The organism is Bradyrhizobium sp. HKCCYLS1011 (assembly GCF_051167795.1).
Lineage (GTDB): Bacteria > Pseudomonadota > Alphaproteobacteria > Rhizobiales > Xanthobacteraceae > Bradyrhizobium.
The window spans coordinates 348,985-362,935 of the sequence record NZ_JBNPTT010000003.1; the positions used below are offsets into that span (position 1 = coordinate 348,985).

A 13,951-nucleotide genomic window follows, 5' to 3' on the forward strand; every position below is an offset into this window, starting at 1 on the left:
GCTCAGGTCGCGCCAAAGCTCTTCGGTGACCCCGCAACCGCCTGGCCGCCGGCGGAGGCAACGCGCATCACAGCCAGGCCGCGCTCATTGGTGCCATCGGTACGGAAGCGGAACAGGCCGTCGATGCCGGCAAATCCCGACGCGTTGGTGAGCACGTCGGGCGCGAAGCGCTGCGGGCCTTGCGTCCGCGCCAGTGCGGCCACCAGCGCCACCGCGTCATAAGCAAGGGTCGCGGTGCGCACCGGCTCCGAACCGAAGCGCGTGCGATAACGGCCGGCAAAAGCGCGGAATCCGGACGGATCCGGCGCGGCGTACAGACCGCCCTGCAGGCTGGCGCTGGCATAAACCCGCGGATTGTCCCATAGCCCGGTGCCGACCAGCTGAATATTGCGCAGGTTTGCGCCCGCGGCCGTCAGCGCATCGGCAGTGGCAACGACTGCGTCGCCGTCGTCGGCCAGGAACAGCGTATCAGCGCCAGCGAGCGACTGTGCGACGGCCCGTGCTGATGCGGTGCGGTCGCCGGAATATTTCTCGAACGCGACGATGCGGCAGCTCCCCTTGCGGCTGATCGCGGTCTTGAAGGCACCTTCGACGACGGTGCCATAGGCATTGTCCGGCAACAGCGCCGCGAACGATCGTTTGCCGATCCCGGCGGAGTATTCGACGATCCGGTTGACGTCGGACTCGGGAAGAAAGCTCAGGAGATAGACGCCGCGCCCGGCGACGCTGGAATCGGTTGAAAATGCGATCACCGAGACGTTGCGTGCTCGAGCCACCTGCGCGGTCGGTGGCACGGACCCGGCAAACAGCGGTCCGAGGATGATCTCGGCGCCCTCGTCGCAGGCCTGCTGTGCACCTTGTTGTGCACCTTGCGGGCTGCCGGCATCGTCCTTGATCAGGAGCTGGATGTTGGGGTTCTGGAACTCGGCCAGCGCCATCTCGGCCGCATGCCGCATCGACTGCGCGGCAACCCCGGCATTGCCGGCGGCGGAAAGCGGCAGGATCATGCCGACCTTGACCTGGCCATTGCCTGCGACGGTCGGCTGCTGCGGCGGGCCGGCGGGGCCCGCCTGCTCGAACGGATTGGACACGCTGGAACACGCCGACAACAACGGCGCGCCGAGAAGGAGACCCAACGCCGTTCGCCGACCAATCCGGGAAGGTTCCGGCCTCGAAGCAGCTGAGTTGGGATCAAGCGGGCCTGCCATGGCATCTCTTCAGCTTGGCCGGAGACCGGCCAGGATTGATCTGCCCCCCGCACTGACATGGGGGGTGGATTCAGGCATATTGTCGGCGAATGGTTAACCAAAACAAAAGGATTAGAGGACCCCACAACTGGTCGAATTCACCGTTTTGCGGTCCGTTTCGGCGACCGCGGCACGTCGTGAACGCGGGTGGCATTCGCCGGATCCACCCTCTAGATTGACGTGATGGGCGCAAAGGCAATCCCGAATACACCGGCCGACAACGGCAACACGGCCGCAACCAGTTATATGGTCGCAGGGCACGCCGTTGCAGCGTCAAAGGCCCGGCCTGGTCTTTACCTCGTGGCAACGCCGATCGGCAATCTCGGTGACATCACGCTGCGCGCGCTCGAGACTCTGGCGGGCGTCGACCTGATCGCCTGCGAAGACACCAGGATCACGCGACGGTTGACCGAGCGCTACGGCATCTCGGCCGAGCTCACCCCCTATCACGAACACAATGCAGAGAGCGCGCGTCCAAAGCTGTTGCAGCGCCTGGCGGACGGCGCGGCCATCGCGCTGGTGTCCGACGCAGGCACGCCGCTGATTTCCGATCCCGGTTACAAGCTGGTGCGCACAGCCTGCGCTGGCGGACATGCGGTGACGGCATTGCCCGGCGCATCCTCGGTGCTCGCAGCGTTGAACCTCGCGGCGCTGCCGACGGACCGCTTCTTCTTCGACGGGTTCCTGCCGGCGAAACAACAGGCGCGCCGCAGCCGGCTCGCAGAGCTCGCGCGCATCGATGCCACGCTGGTGCTGTTCGAATCCGGCAGCCGCGTGCAGGAGACGTTGGCCGAACTCGCCGAGATCCTCGGCGCACGCGAGGCCGCGATCTGCCGCGAGCTGACCAAGCTCCATGAGGACGTCACGCGCGCATCGCTTGCCGAGCTTGCCGCAAATGCGGCAGCGTTGGAGACCCGCGGCGAGTTCGTCCTGGTGATCGGTCCGCCCGCGCGCGACGCCGAGGTCATGTCGTCCGACGCGCTCGATGCGCTGCTGAAGGAGCAATTGCGGACCGAGAGCGTCAAGGACGCGGTCATGCACGCGGTCGAGCTCTCGGGACGACCGCGGCGCGAGGTCTATGCCCGTGCGCTGGCGCTCGCCAAGGACAAGCAGGCGGGAGAGGGCGATGGCCATGGCTGACGCGGCAAGCCCCGACGGCACGCCTCCGAAACCCGCGAAGGTCGCCGCGCCTGAACGGGTCGCTGCCTTTCGCACCGGGCTTTCGGCTGAAAGCCGGGCCGCCGCTCTGCTGATCGCGAAGGGTTACCGCATCCTCGCCAGACGTTTCCGCACCCCGCATGGCGAGATCGACATCATCGCGCGCAGGCGCAACCTGCTTGCCTTTGTCGAGGTCAAGGCGCGCGCCTCGCTCGACGATGCCGCCTATGCGGTGACGCCGCGCCAGCAGCAGCGCATCATCGACGCGGCCCAAGCCTGGCTGATGGCGCATCCCGAACATGCCGAATTCGAATTGCGCTTCGATGCTATTCTGATTGCGCCGAAGAGCCTGCCGCGCCATCTGGTGGCAGCGTTCGACGCCAGCCCTTGAACAAGCTTACCGCAGACACCGGAACCAGCCTCATGAAATTGAATGTCGCCGTCCAGATGGACCCCATTGCGCGCATCAACATCCGTGGCGATTCGACCTTCGCGCTGCTGTTGGAAGCCGAGCGCCGCGGGCACGCGCTGTCCTATTACACTCCGGACAAGCTGTCCTTGCGCGGCGATGAGCTGGTCGCGCCGGTGCAGTCGCTGACGGTGCGCGACGAGGTCGGCGACCACTTTACGCTGGGTGAGCCGAAGCCGACGCTGCTGACCTCGTTCGACGTCGTGCTGCTGCGCCAGGATCCGCCGTTCGATCTGGCCTACATCACCTCAACGCATTTCCTGGAGCGCATCCACCCCAAGACGCTGGTGGTGAACGACCCGGGCAGCGTGCGCAACGCGCCGGAAAAGCTGTTCGTGATGAACTTCCCACAACTGATGCCGCCAACCCTGATCTCGCGCGACCTCGACGAGATCAACGCCTTCCGCGATCAGCATGGCGCGGTCGTGATGAAGCCGCTGCATGGCCATGGTGGTGCGGCTGTGTTCCGCGTCATGCCGCAGGACATGAATTTCGGGTCGCTGTTCGACATGTTCTCGGTGACCTTCAAGGAGCCCTGGGTGATCCAGCGCTTCCTTCCCGAGGTCAAGCATGGCGACAAGCGCATCATCCTGGTGGACGGCGAATTCGCCGGTGCGGTGAACCGCGTGCCGGCCGCCGATGATCTACGCTCCAACATGGTCCGCGGCGGCGCGGCGCAGGCTACCGATCTCAGTGCTCGCGAGCGCGAGATCTGCGAGACCTTGGGGCCGGCCTTGCGCGAACGCGGACTACTGCTGGTCGGCATCGATGTGATCGATGGCAACCTGACCGAGATCAATGTGACCTCGCCCACGGGCATTCGCGCGATTGCCCGGCTCGGAGGCCCCGACATCGCAGGCCGTGTCTGGGACGTGATCGAGAAGAAGCGCAGCTGATCAGGTCGGCTTCAGGCCGCGGACCTTCAACTGCGCCTCGGAGAGCACGAGCTTGTCGAAACGCTTGCGGCTCTCGTCGAAGTCCTCATTGGAGATCCGCGCACAGCCCGGCCGTCCCCGGAGGATCATCGAGGTCGTGGCCCAGCTCAGGCGCGAGGCTTTGCAGGCGATCAGGAGATCGCCGATCCGATCGTCGTCCATCAGGCACTCGATGGTCTCGATGCTGACATCCGACAACAGCGCCAGCGCGGCAATCACGGCCGGATAGTCGTTGGTGGCGGCGAACCGGTTGACGGCGGCGTCGCCGAGCTTGCCGGTCCGGTTGAGGACTGCGATCTCGCCCTTGATCTGGGTGTAGTCCCAGGTGGCGCGGATCGCGACGTTGGCCGCGCGCGTGGGCGTCGCCTGCAGCGTGGCCTTGGTGGCTGGCGGGGCAGCCTTGATGAATCTCGCTCGTGCGACATCGCTCGCCGCCGCCACGAAGGCGCGCGACAGCTTGGCCGGGAGATCAGCGCGTTGGCCGAGTTTCTCGGCGAGATCCTCGTCGCGTTCGGCGGCCTTGAACAGGCTGCGGTAGCCATCCTCGGAGAAGCGCGCCGTCAGATTCTGCACCAGCGCCATGCGCACGGCAGGATAGCCGCGCGCAATCAGCAGTTCAGTCAAGGGCTCGCCGATTGCCTTGCGGCTGGCGACCGCGACCAATTGCGGCTGGCTGCTGGTCTTGATGAAGTCCGCGAGGTCGCGATCTGATAGCACGGCCGCCTTGGCGAGCATGGGGGCAGCAACCCGCACGTCAGCATGGCTCGCCAGCAGGCGCGCCGTGGCGTAAGGCGCGCGCTCGATGGTGCCGAGCGCAGCGCTCAGCTCGGCCAACGCCTCGACGGCGACCTGCGGCATCAGTCGCGCAAAAATCTGGTCGTAGAGATCAAGCTGCTCGGTGGCGTGCGGGCGCGGCCCGGATAACAGCAGCGCCGTGGTCTTGCGCAGGATCTCGGTCGACAATTCGGAGACCGTCCGGGTCTCCCCGGCGGGCTGCTTTGCCGGTTGGAGCGCCGGATGCCGTTGATTCATGGTCTTTTTACCTCTAGCGGTCGCGAGGATGCCTGCCGAACCGACGCCGCAGGCGCGATCTTGTCAGAGCATGCAAAGATCCGCCTAAAACCGCGTTAAGCCGGCCTCCCGCCATGGTGGCGCCCTGCAAGACCGGCGAGCCGCCATCCAGTGTCAGGCGGCCGAGACTGCGACCGCGACCTCCTCGCCATCGCTGCCGCGTGCCAGCCAGGCGATCGCGTCGCTCTCGGTCATCGGCCGACCGTAAAGCCAGCCCTGCCCGTAGATGCAACCGAGCGTCCGCAGCGCCCGCGCCTCCTCCTCAGTCTCAACCCCCTCGGCGATAATCCTGTGCCCAAGCGGCAGCGCGACCGCGGCGATCGCCATGACCAGCTGCTGATTGCGGCAACTCGCCGGGAGGTCATGGATGAACGAACGGTCGATCTTGATGGTATCGAGCTCGACCGCCACCAGGTTGGCAATCGAGGAGTGACCAACGCCGAAATCGTCGACCGCAAGGCCGAAGCCGTAGTCGTGGATCAGCCGCAGCTCGTCGGCGCAGCGTTTGGGGTCGAACATCGTCTCCTCGGTGATCTCGATCTCGATCCGCCGCGGGTCGACCCCATATCGATCCGCCGCGTCCTTGAGGATGCGCGCCGGCGAATGAGTAGAAAACTCGCGGGGCGAGACATTGACGGCGACCTTGACCTGCGGTGCCTGGCTTGCATCGAGCGCCCGCACGAACGCACAGGCCCGCTCGGCGACGAAGGCGGTCAGCTTGTTCGACACGCGCAGCCGAAATGCCGCACGCACGATGTCCGGCGGCGGTATCATGCCCGCGCTCGGGTGTCTCCAGCGGAGCAGGGCCTCAAACCCGATCACCTCGCGACTTGCCATCGTGACCTGCGGTTGGAACTCGAGGTGGAGCTCACCCCGCGCCAGCGCCTGCGGCAGGTCGAGGTCGAGTCGACGCTGGAGCGCGAACTCGGTCTGCATCTGCGCGTCGAAGACGCGCGTGCGGGCTCGCCCGTCCTCCTTGGCCCGGTAAAGCGCGGCATCGGCTCGGGCGCAGAGATCATCGACAGCGATGTCGCCTTCAAGGTGCACAGCAATGCCGATCGAGCAGCTGATCGACTGTGGTTGACCCGCGATCGTCAACGGCAGCGACAGGGCTTTCGTCAGCTGTTCGGCGAACGCCGCCGACCGCGCCGCGACGGCGGGTCCCTGGAGCACCACAATAAACTCATCGCCGCCGAGGCGTACCGGTAAGTCATCGACCCGGCAGGCGGAGCGGAGCACGTCGGCCACCTCGGCGAGGACGCGGTCACCGGCGTCATGACCAAGGGTATCGTTGATGGTCTTGAAGTTATCGATGTCGAACAGGACGAACGCCACGCCTTGGCCGCTACGGCACGCCGGGTCGGCAACGTCGCGGAAGTGACTCCGGTTGGCCAGGCCAGTGAGCGGGTCGGTCCGCACCAGCTGCTCCAGCGCCCGGTTGGAGCTCAGCACCTCGCTGTTTGCCTCGGCCAGGGAGCCGGCGAGATCAGTCGCTTCAAACGCCGTGATCTGGCTGGCGATGAAATTGCGCTCGCCGAGGACGGCGGCGCGGAACAGCATCAAGGTCAGGAACACCACATCCGCCGCGATGATGTAGCTGACACCGCTCCCGGACATCAGCATCCGCAGCAGTGTCGCCCCCATCAACGGCGTACCAAATGCGATTGCCGTCGGCGAATAAGCGAGACTTTGGATGATGGCGCCGGTCGTCGTGCCGGCCATGATGAAGACGACGCAGTAGAGGGCCTGCTGGGTGAGAAAGGCACCGAAGCAGAGAGGCACGACGGACCACAACAACCCGCTCGCAAACGCCATGGTGGTGAGAAATCGCAGCAGCCGCTGCGGATCGGACTCCCGCAGGCCCGAGGACTTCATCGCCAACACCCGCCAGGCTCGAAACAGCGCGAAAGCAACCGCCGCGGCGAGCCACGAGAAGATGAGGGTTCCTCCGTCCTCGAGATAGAGCAGCAGCGCCAGCGAGACGGCGATCGCAACGTTCGACAGCAATGTCAGCGCGATATTTTGCAGCGAGTTCGTCGCCTGGGCCTTCGCCACAGCCGTCGCCTTCAGGTCGGTATCCTTGATCTGCATGTTGGCTCGGGCGGCATTTCAACTGCGGAGTGACACAACGACGGAGCGGTGGCCCGAAAGCCGCGGCTCGCGCGGCACGAGCATCCAAAGCTGGGCCTAAGGCCGGGTTAATTCGACAGGGCGGCCGGGTTTCTCCAACGGCGACTCCCGCGGTCACCATGTTCATGTATTGTTCTTGCGCGGTCGGGCGTCTTTGGCTACCTTCGGTTTCACGGAGGGGGTGGCATGGTCCAGCGCGTCACGACGGTTGCCTTTGAGGGCATCGAGGCCCGCGCGGTCGACGTGCAGGTCCAGGTTGCGCCGGGGCTGCCGGCGTTTGCCATTGTCGGGCTGCCTGACAAAGCGGTGTCGGAGGCGCGCGAGCGGGTGCGATCGGCCTTGATCGCCTCGGGTCTGGCGCTGCCGGCCCGCCGGATCACAGTCAATCTCGCGCCGGCCGACCTGCCCAAGGAGGGCAGCCACTATGACCTGCCCATCGCGCTCGGGCTGATGGCGGCGATCGGTGCGATCCCGCCGGATGCGCTTGGTGGCTTCACGGTGCTTGGCGAGCTCGGCCTCGACGGGTCGATCGCGCCTGTGGCCGGCGTGCTGCCGGCCGCCATTGGCGCCAATGCGCGCGAGGAAGGCCTGATCTGCCCCGCTGGCTGCGGCGCCGAAGCGGCGTGGGCCAGTCCGGACATCCAGATCATCGCGGCGAGCTCGCTGATCCAGATCGCCAACCATTTCAAGGGCACGCAGGTGCTGTCGCGCCCGCAGCCGAAAATTCATGAAGCCCAGGCCAGCGCGCTCGATCTGCGCGACATCAAGGGGCAGGAGAGCGCCAAGCGTGCGCTCGAGATCGCTGCTGCCGGCGGCCATCATTTGCTGATGATCGGTTCGCCCGGCGCCGGCAAGTCGATGCTCGCGGCGCGGCTGCCGTCGATCTTGCCGCCGCTCTCGCCATCCGAGCTGCTCGAAGTGTCGATGATCGCCTCGGTTGCCGGCGAGATCGAAGGCGGCGCCTTGACCTCGCGGCGGCCGTTCCGCAGCCCGCACCACTCGGCCAGCATGGCCGCGCTGACCGGCGGCGGCCTGCGGGCCAAGCCCGGCGAGATTTCGCTGGCACATCAGGGCGTGCTGTTCCTGGACGAATTGCCGGAGTTCGATCCGCGCGTGCTGGATTCGCTGCGGCAGCCGCTGGAGAACGGCGAGGTCTCGATCTCGCGGGCCAATCATCGCGTCACCTATCCGGCGCGGTTCATGCTGGTCGCCGCCATGAATCCCTGCCGCTGCGGCAACGCCTTCGAGCCCGGCTATGCCTGCAAGCGCGGCCGCATCGATCGCTGCACCGCCGACTATCAGATGCGCATCTCCGGTCCGCTGATGGATCGGATCAACCTGCGCATCGAGGTGCCGGCGGTGACCGCCGCCGACCTGATCCTGCCGCCGGCGGCGGAGGGCTCGAAGGAGGTGGCCGCCCGCGTCGCGGCCGCGCGCGAGGTGCAGCGCGCGCGCTATGCGGCCGCGGGGCTGCCGCAGATCCGCACCAATGCCGAAGCGCCGGCGGCGGTGCTCGATGAGATCGCCAGGCCGGATGCGCAGGGCCAAAAGCTGCTGCGCGAAGCGGCGGAAACGATGCGGCTGTCGGCGCGCGGCTATCATCGGGTGCTGCGTGTCGCCCGCACGCTCGCCGATCTCGATCACGCCGACAAGATCGGCCGGCTGCATCTCGCGGAAGCCTTGTCCTATCGCGCGCTTGCCGACGAAGCCCGACACGCGGCGTGAGCGGTGCCCCGGTCCCGCCGTCAACGAATCGATAACGAGTTCTCTTTACGCTCCAACAACCATAAGGCCCGCGTTCATACTCCAGGGGTCAAATTGTGCGCGTGATGTTGCGTTTCAAAGTGCTGGTCGCGATCGCGTTGGCCGCGACGGCGGCCGTTGCCGGCAAGATCGAACTGTCGTCTGCCGCGCGTCCCTGCATCGCTGTCGGCACTGATGCCGTCGAAATCGGCTCGGCGCCTTTTCATCCCGACCTTCACGTCGACGTCACCGACGATCCCGTGCTCGCCCCGGTTCGCGTTGCTTTGGCGGAGAGCGCCGAGACCGCGGATCTCGTCATCGCCAACGAAGGGCAGGTTGCGGACGACAAGGGCTGCGGCGTGACGGCGGCGACCCAATTCTTCGCGATGGCTCGAGATCCCGCGCAAGACGCGCCGCGCGTTTATCTCGCGCCGGAAGGGCCTACGGGCGATCGCATCTTCGTCCGATCCAGCCGGTTCACCGTGCAACAGGCCGCAGTGCTGATCATCGGCGCGCACGGCACCAGTGCGTACCTCACCAATGCGCTGCTCTGACTGACGTTAGCATCTCGTTCACCTCGTTCGCACGGGGCAGCGCATTGTTGAGCCACACTCAAGCTCTCTGCAAGATCGACACCGCATCCTGCTTGGAAGCGATGCTTAGATTTTTGATTGAGCATGATCTTGTTCGGAAAACCGCTTCGCACTTTTCCGGATCATGCTCCAGCACTCAAATGCGTCAAGGGTGATCGGCGATGGGACCATTCTTCCGCATCAAGCTGCGCTTGCGTCGCTTTGCGCGCCGCCATCAATTGGCGATCGGTGTTCTGCGCTCAATGATGATCTTCTCCGCCGGCTTTGGCGGCGCCTATGGCTTCATCAAAGGGAGCCAGTCCGAGAATTCCGGCTACAATCCGCATGCATTTGCGATCGGCGCCAGCTTCCTGTTTGCGCTGGCTTGCGTCGGGCTCGCCACCTTGAGCATGCGGCTGCGCCTCGTCGCCAAGAAGCTGCACAAGCTCGCGCTTCACAACGAGGTGCTCACCGACCGCAATTGGGAGCTGCAGGAAGCCGCTGAACGCGCGCGTAGCCTGTTCGAATCGCAGGGCGATCTGATTGTGATGCGCGATGGCGACGGCCGGATCACTTTCGCCAACGACGCCTATTGCCAGATGGCCGACCGAGAGAGCGACGCGCTGCTCGGCACCAGCTTCTCATTCGAGCTGCTCGAGCAGGGTGACAGTGCCCTGGAGCCGAACGGCACCAGGGTGCACGACCAGCGCATCAACACGCCGCTCGGTCCGCGCTGGATCGCCTGGCGGGAAGCGCTGGTGCGCGCGGATGCGGGACAGCCGGCCGTGCTGCAATGTGTCGGCCGCGATGTCACCGACCGCACCGAAACCGAACGCGCCTTGGCCGACGCGCGCGACCAGGCCAATGCGGCCAGCCGCGCCAAGTCACGCTTCCTGGCGATGGCGAGCCACGAGATTCGCACGCCGCTCAACGGCATCATCGGCATGAGCGGCCTGCTGCTGGACACCAACCTGACGCCGGAACAGACGACCTATGCCAAGGCCGTGAAGACGTCGGGCGAAGCGCTGATGTCGCTGATCGAGGAGCTGCTCGATTATTCCAAGATCGAGGCCGGCAAGCTCGACCTCGAGGCGCGACCGTTCGCGCTCACGCCGCTGATCGAGGGCATCACCGAGCTGCTCGCACCGCGCGCGCAGGCGAAGAATCTGGAGATCGCGGCCTATATCGACGAGCGCCTGCCCTCCTTCGTGGTCGGCGACGCCGCGCGGCTGCGGCAGGTGCTGCTCAATGTCGCCGGCAATGCGATCAAGTTCACGATGACCGGCGGCGTCGCGCTGATCGTCGAGCCGGGAATCTGGCCCGGCGAGATCAGTTTCCGGGTGCGCGACACCGGCATCGGCGTCGCGCCCGAGGCGCAGGCGCGCATCTTCCGTGAATTCGAACAGGCCGATGAGCGCGTCGCACGCAGCTTCGGCGGCACGGGGCTCGGCCTTGCGATCACCGACCGGATCGTCAAGCGCATGGGCGGCCGCATCACCCTGGACAGCGCGCCGGGCGCCGGCTCGACTTTCGAGGTCGCCGTTCCCCTGCCGGCCGCGCTCGAGCGCGGCGAACAGAACAGTTTTGCCGGTCCCGATCTGAGCGCACGTTCCGTGCTGCTGGTGGCGACAGCGGGTCTCGCCACGGAGCTGATCGAACGACGGCTGCACAATTGGGGCGCCCAGACCTGCTTCGCACCTGATGCCGGGATTGCGCAGGCGCTGCTGCCGGAACGGTCATGGCACGCCGTGCTGATCGACGAGGCGATCGGGCGCGAGATGGCGCTAGCGATCGGAGAGGCCGCGCGCCATCATGCAACCCGGCGCATCGTGCTGGTGACCCCGTCGACGCGACATGAGCTTCAACCAAGCGCGCCGTTCACCGGCTATCTGGTCAAACCATTGCGCGCGGCATCGCTGGCAGCCCGGCTCGCCGGCTCGCCCGATGTGACCGCGCCTCCTTTGGCCGAAGAATCCGTCGTCGAGCCGGACGTGCCGACATCGGCGAGCTCCAGCGAGGGCCTATCGATCCTGGTTGCGGAGGACAACGAGATCAACGCCCTCTTGATGCGCTCGCTCCTGACGCGGCTCGGCCATCGCGTCGTGATCGCCACCAATGGCGAAGCGGCGTTGGAATCTTGGGAGGCAGCCAAATCCGCCGGCACGCCGTATGATCTGATCCTGATGGATATCCAGATGCCGCGCCTCGACGGCATGGAGGCCGCCAAACGCATTCGCGCCCAAGAGGCGTCGGAAACCGGTCGGCGGACGCCGATCCTGGCGCTCACGGCCAACACGCTGGTGGAAGATCGTTACGCCTGCTTCGAAGCCGGCATGGACGGCTTCCTGATCAAGCCGCTCGATCGCGACAAACTTGACGAGGCGCTCGCCGCATTGGCAGCTGCTCGCCACGTGCCGGCCTGATCCCGCGGAACGATCATAGGCGCCGCAGCGCCACCGTCTCGACGCCGTGATCGGGACCCTTTTTGAGGATCAAGGTCGCCCGCGGCCGGGTCGGCAGGATGTTGTCTTCGAGATTGGCGAGGTTGGTGCGTTCCCAGATCGCGATTGCGGTCGCGGTCGCTTCGTCGTCCGACAACAGCGCATAGCGATGGAAGTAGGAGCGCGGATCGTGGAACGCGGTATCGCGCAGGGCCAGGAAGCGCTTCACATACCAGTTGCGCAGCACCGGCTCCTCGGCGTCGATGTAGACGGAGAAATCGAAGAAGTCCGACACCACCGGCACGGCCTTGCCGTCGCGCGGCAGCGGACCGGTCTGCAGCACGTTCACCCCCTCGACGATCAGGATGTCCGGCTGGTCGATCTCGGTCCATTGGTTCGGCACGATGTCGTAGGTGAGATGCGAGTAGACCGGTGCCCGCACCGGATGACGGCCGGACTTGATGTCTGAGAGGAAGCCGAGCAGCAGCGGCAGATCGTAGCTTTCAGGGAAGCCCTTCTTCTGCATCAGGCCCTGGCGCTCCAGCACGGCCGTCGGATACAGGAAGCCGTCGGTGGTGATCAGGTCGACCTTCGGCCGGGGCGACCAGCGCGCCAGCAGCGCCTGCAGCACACGCGCGGTGGTCGACTTGCCGACTGCGACCGATCCGGCGACGCCGATGATGTAGGGCACCTTGCGATCGCGGATCCCCAGGAACTGGCGTTCCGCGTAGTAAAGCCGCTGCGTGGAATCGACATAGATCGACAACAGCCGGGACAGCGGCAAATAGATGTCTTCGACCTCCTGCAGGTCGAGGCGGTCGTGCATCGAACGCAACTTGGAGAACTCGCCAGGCTCCAGCGTCATCGGCGTATCGTTGCGTAGCTCCGCCCATTGCTCGCGGGTGAAGATGCGATAGGGATTATATTGTTGTTCTGTGGCGCGCATATCCATGACGCTGACCTCGTTTCCCCCAGCGGTCTCCTAAAGTCCGCTGCGCTATTCCACCTTGCGTGACGCTTTTTCTTCCAGTCCGGACATGCCGGTTCGCTTGGCCAGGGCCGCCTCGACCTCATCGAGACGGACGCCGCGCGACTTCAACAACACCAGCAGATGAAACAGCAGATCGGCGCTTTCGGCGATGAAATGATCGCGATCATTCCCGATCGCCGCGATCACGGTTTCGACAGCCTCTTCGCCCATTTTCTTGGCGCAGTGCTGCGGACCCTTGTCCAGCAGCTTGCGGGTATAGGATGCCTCGCCGCCCGCCTCGGCGCGGGCATCGATGATGGCGGCCAGGTCATGGACCGTGAAACGGGACATCGGGCGGTACTCGGTACAGGCGCCGGTGAAGGACCGGCACAGAAGTTCCTATTTAGCAGTTTTGCGACGCGAAGTCGTCAGGGATCGAGCCGCATCGGCAGGCCGGCACGGACCATATGGTCCTTGGCCTCACGGATAGTAAATTCCCCGAAATGGAAGATCGATGCCGCCAGCACCGCGGTGGCATGGCCCTCACGGATTCCCTCGACCAGGTGATCGAGGTTGCCGACGCCACCCGAGGCGATCACCGGAACGGCTACGCTGTCGGCGATCGCCCGGGTCAACGGGATGTCGAACCCCTGCCTGGTACCGTCCCGGTCCATCGAGGTCAGCAGGATCTCGCCCGCTCCGAGCGAGACCACCTCCTCCGCATATTCCAGCGCATCGATGCCGGTCGATTTGCGGCCGCCGTGGGTGAAGATCTCCCAGCGTTCCGAGCCGCCGGCGCGCGACACTCGCTTGGCGTCGATCGCAACCACGACGCATTGCTCGCCGAATTTCTCCGCCGCTTCCTTCACGAACTCGCGGCGGGCGACCGCGGCGGAGTTGATCGAGACCTTGTCGGCACCGGAGCGCAGCAGGGTCCTGATATCGTCGATGGTGCGGACGCCGCCGCCGACGGTGACCGGCATGAAGCAGGCTTCCGCCGTCCGCCGGACCACGTCCAGCATGATGCCGCGGTTCTCGTGGGTCGCGGTGATGTCGAGGAAGCAGAGCTCGTCGGCACCCGCGGCGTCATAGGCGATCGCAGCCTCGACCGGGTCGCCGGCATCGCGCAGGTCGACGAAATTGACGCCCTTGACCACGCGGCCGTCCTTGACGTCGAGGCAGGGAATGACGCGAACCTTGAACATCGGAATTTCT

12 protein-coding genes are annotated in these 13,951 nt (G+C 65.7%); 6 read left to right on the forward strand and 6 right to left on the reverse strand.

The window, feature by feature from the left end:
• Window positions 1–2 precede the first annotated feature (2 nt).
• On the reverse strand, window positions 3–1,208 hold the full coding sequence (locus tag ACQR1W_RS10550; RefSeq protein ID WP_434850715.1) for a penicillin-binding protein activator: 1,206 nt from the start codon (window positions 1,206–1,208) through the stop codon (window positions 3–5).
• Window positions 1,209–1,430: 222 nt separating this feature from the next.
• Here ACQR1W_RS10550 and rsmI point away from each other — a divergent pair, with 222 nt between their 5' ends.
• Genes rsmI through gshB form a run of 3 tightly spaced genes read left to right on the forward strand, consistent with a single transcriptional unit; the run spans window position 1,431 to window position 3,770 of the window.
• Window positions 1,431–2,387: a 16S rRNA (cytidine(1402)-2'-O)-methyltransferase gene (rsmI, locus tag ACQR1W_RS10555; RefSeq protein WP_434850716.1), complete on the forward strand. Its 957-nt coding sequence runs from the start codon at window positions 1,431–1,433 to the stop codon at window positions 2,385–2,387.
• Window positions 2,374–2,796 carry a YraN family protein gene (locus tag ACQR1W_RS10560; protein ID WP_434850717.1) on the forward strand — a complete coding sequence of 141 codons (423 nt, stop codon included), beginning with the start codon at window positions 2,374–2,376 and terminating at the stop codon, window positions 2,794–2,796. The genes rsmI and ACQR1W_RS10560 overlap by 14 nt, the downstream gene beginning before the upstream one ends.
• A gap of 32 nt (window positions 2,797–2,828) precedes the next feature.
• The gene (gene gshB, locus ACQR1W_RS10565; protein ID WP_434850718.1) at window positions 2,829–3,770 is read left to right on the forward strand and encodes a glutathione synthase; all 942 of its coding nucleotides are present in this window, start codon (window positions 2,829–2,831) and stop codon (window positions 3,768–3,770) included.
• Here the strand turns inward: gshB and ACQR1W_RS10570 are convergent, their stop codons facing one another.
• Window positions 3,771–4,841 carry a DUF2336 domain-containing protein gene (locus ACQR1W_RS10570; protein WP_434850719.1) on the reverse strand — a complete coding sequence of 357 codons (1,071 nt, stop codon included), beginning with the start codon at window positions 4,839–4,841 and terminating at the stop codon, window positions 3,771–3,773.
• 153 nt (window positions 4,842–4,994) lie between these two features.
• Entirely contained in the window at window positions 4,995–6,971 is a 1,977-nt protein-coding gene (locus tag ACQR1W_RS10575; protein WP_434850720.1) for a putative bifunctional diguanylate cyclase/phosphodiesterase, read from the reverse strand.
• Window positions 6,972–7,196: 225 nt separating this feature from the next.
• Between ACQR1W_RS10575 and ACQR1W_RS10580 the strand changes: the two genes are divergently transcribed.
• The 3 genes from ACQR1W_RS10580 to ACQR1W_RS10590 all read left to right on the forward strand — a co-directional run bounded on the left by ACQR1W_RS10580 (window position 7,197) and on the right by ACQR1W_RS10590 (window position 11,748).
• A complete protein-coding gene (locus tag ACQR1W_RS10580) occupies window positions 7,197–8,735 on the forward strand; it encodes a YifB family Mg chelatase-like AAA ATPase (RefSeq protein ID WP_434850721.1) in 1,539 nt (512 codons plus the stop codon).
• Window positions 8,736–8,839: 104 nt separating this feature from the next.
• Window positions 8,840–9,307 (forward strand): hypothetical protein, encoded by a 468-nt coding sequence (locus ACQR1W_RS10585; protein ID WP_434850722.1) that lies wholly within the window; start codon window positions 8,840–8,842, stop codon window positions 9,305–9,307.
• Between the two features lie 200 nt (window positions 9,308–9,507).
• Complete coding sequence (locus ACQR1W_RS10590; protein ID WP_434850723.1) at window positions 9,508–11,748, forward strand: response regulator; 2,241 nt, start codon at window positions 9,508–9,510, stop codon at window positions 11,746–11,748.
• A gap of 13 nt (window positions 11,749–11,761) precedes the next feature.
• Here the strand turns inward: ACQR1W_RS10590 and coaA are convergent, their stop codons facing one another.
• The 3 genes from coaA to hisF all read right to left on the reverse strand — a co-directional run bounded on the left by coaA (window position 11,762) and on the right by hisF (window position 13,941).
• Complete coding sequence (coaA, locus tag ACQR1W_RS10595; RefSeq protein ID WP_008969250.1) at window positions 11,762–12,718, reverse strand: type I pantothenate kinase; 957 nt, start codon at window positions 12,716–12,718, stop codon at window positions 11,762–11,764.
• 45 nt (window positions 12,719–12,763) lie between these two features.
• Window positions 12,764–13,087 carry a phosphoribosyl-ATP diphosphatase gene (locus tag ACQR1W_RS10600; protein WP_434850724.1) on the reverse strand — a complete coding sequence of 108 codons (324 nt, stop codon included), beginning with the start codon at window positions 13,085–13,087 and terminating at the stop codon, window positions 12,764–12,766.
• A gap of 77 nt (window positions 13,088–13,164) precedes the next feature.
• Window positions 13,165–13,941: an imidazole glycerol phosphate synthase subunit HisF gene (gene hisF, locus ACQR1W_RS10605; protein WP_008969252.1), complete on the reverse strand. Its 777-nt coding sequence runs from the start codon at window positions 13,939–13,941 to the stop codon at window positions 13,165–13,167.
• Window positions 13,942–13,951: the final 10 nt, after the last annotated feature.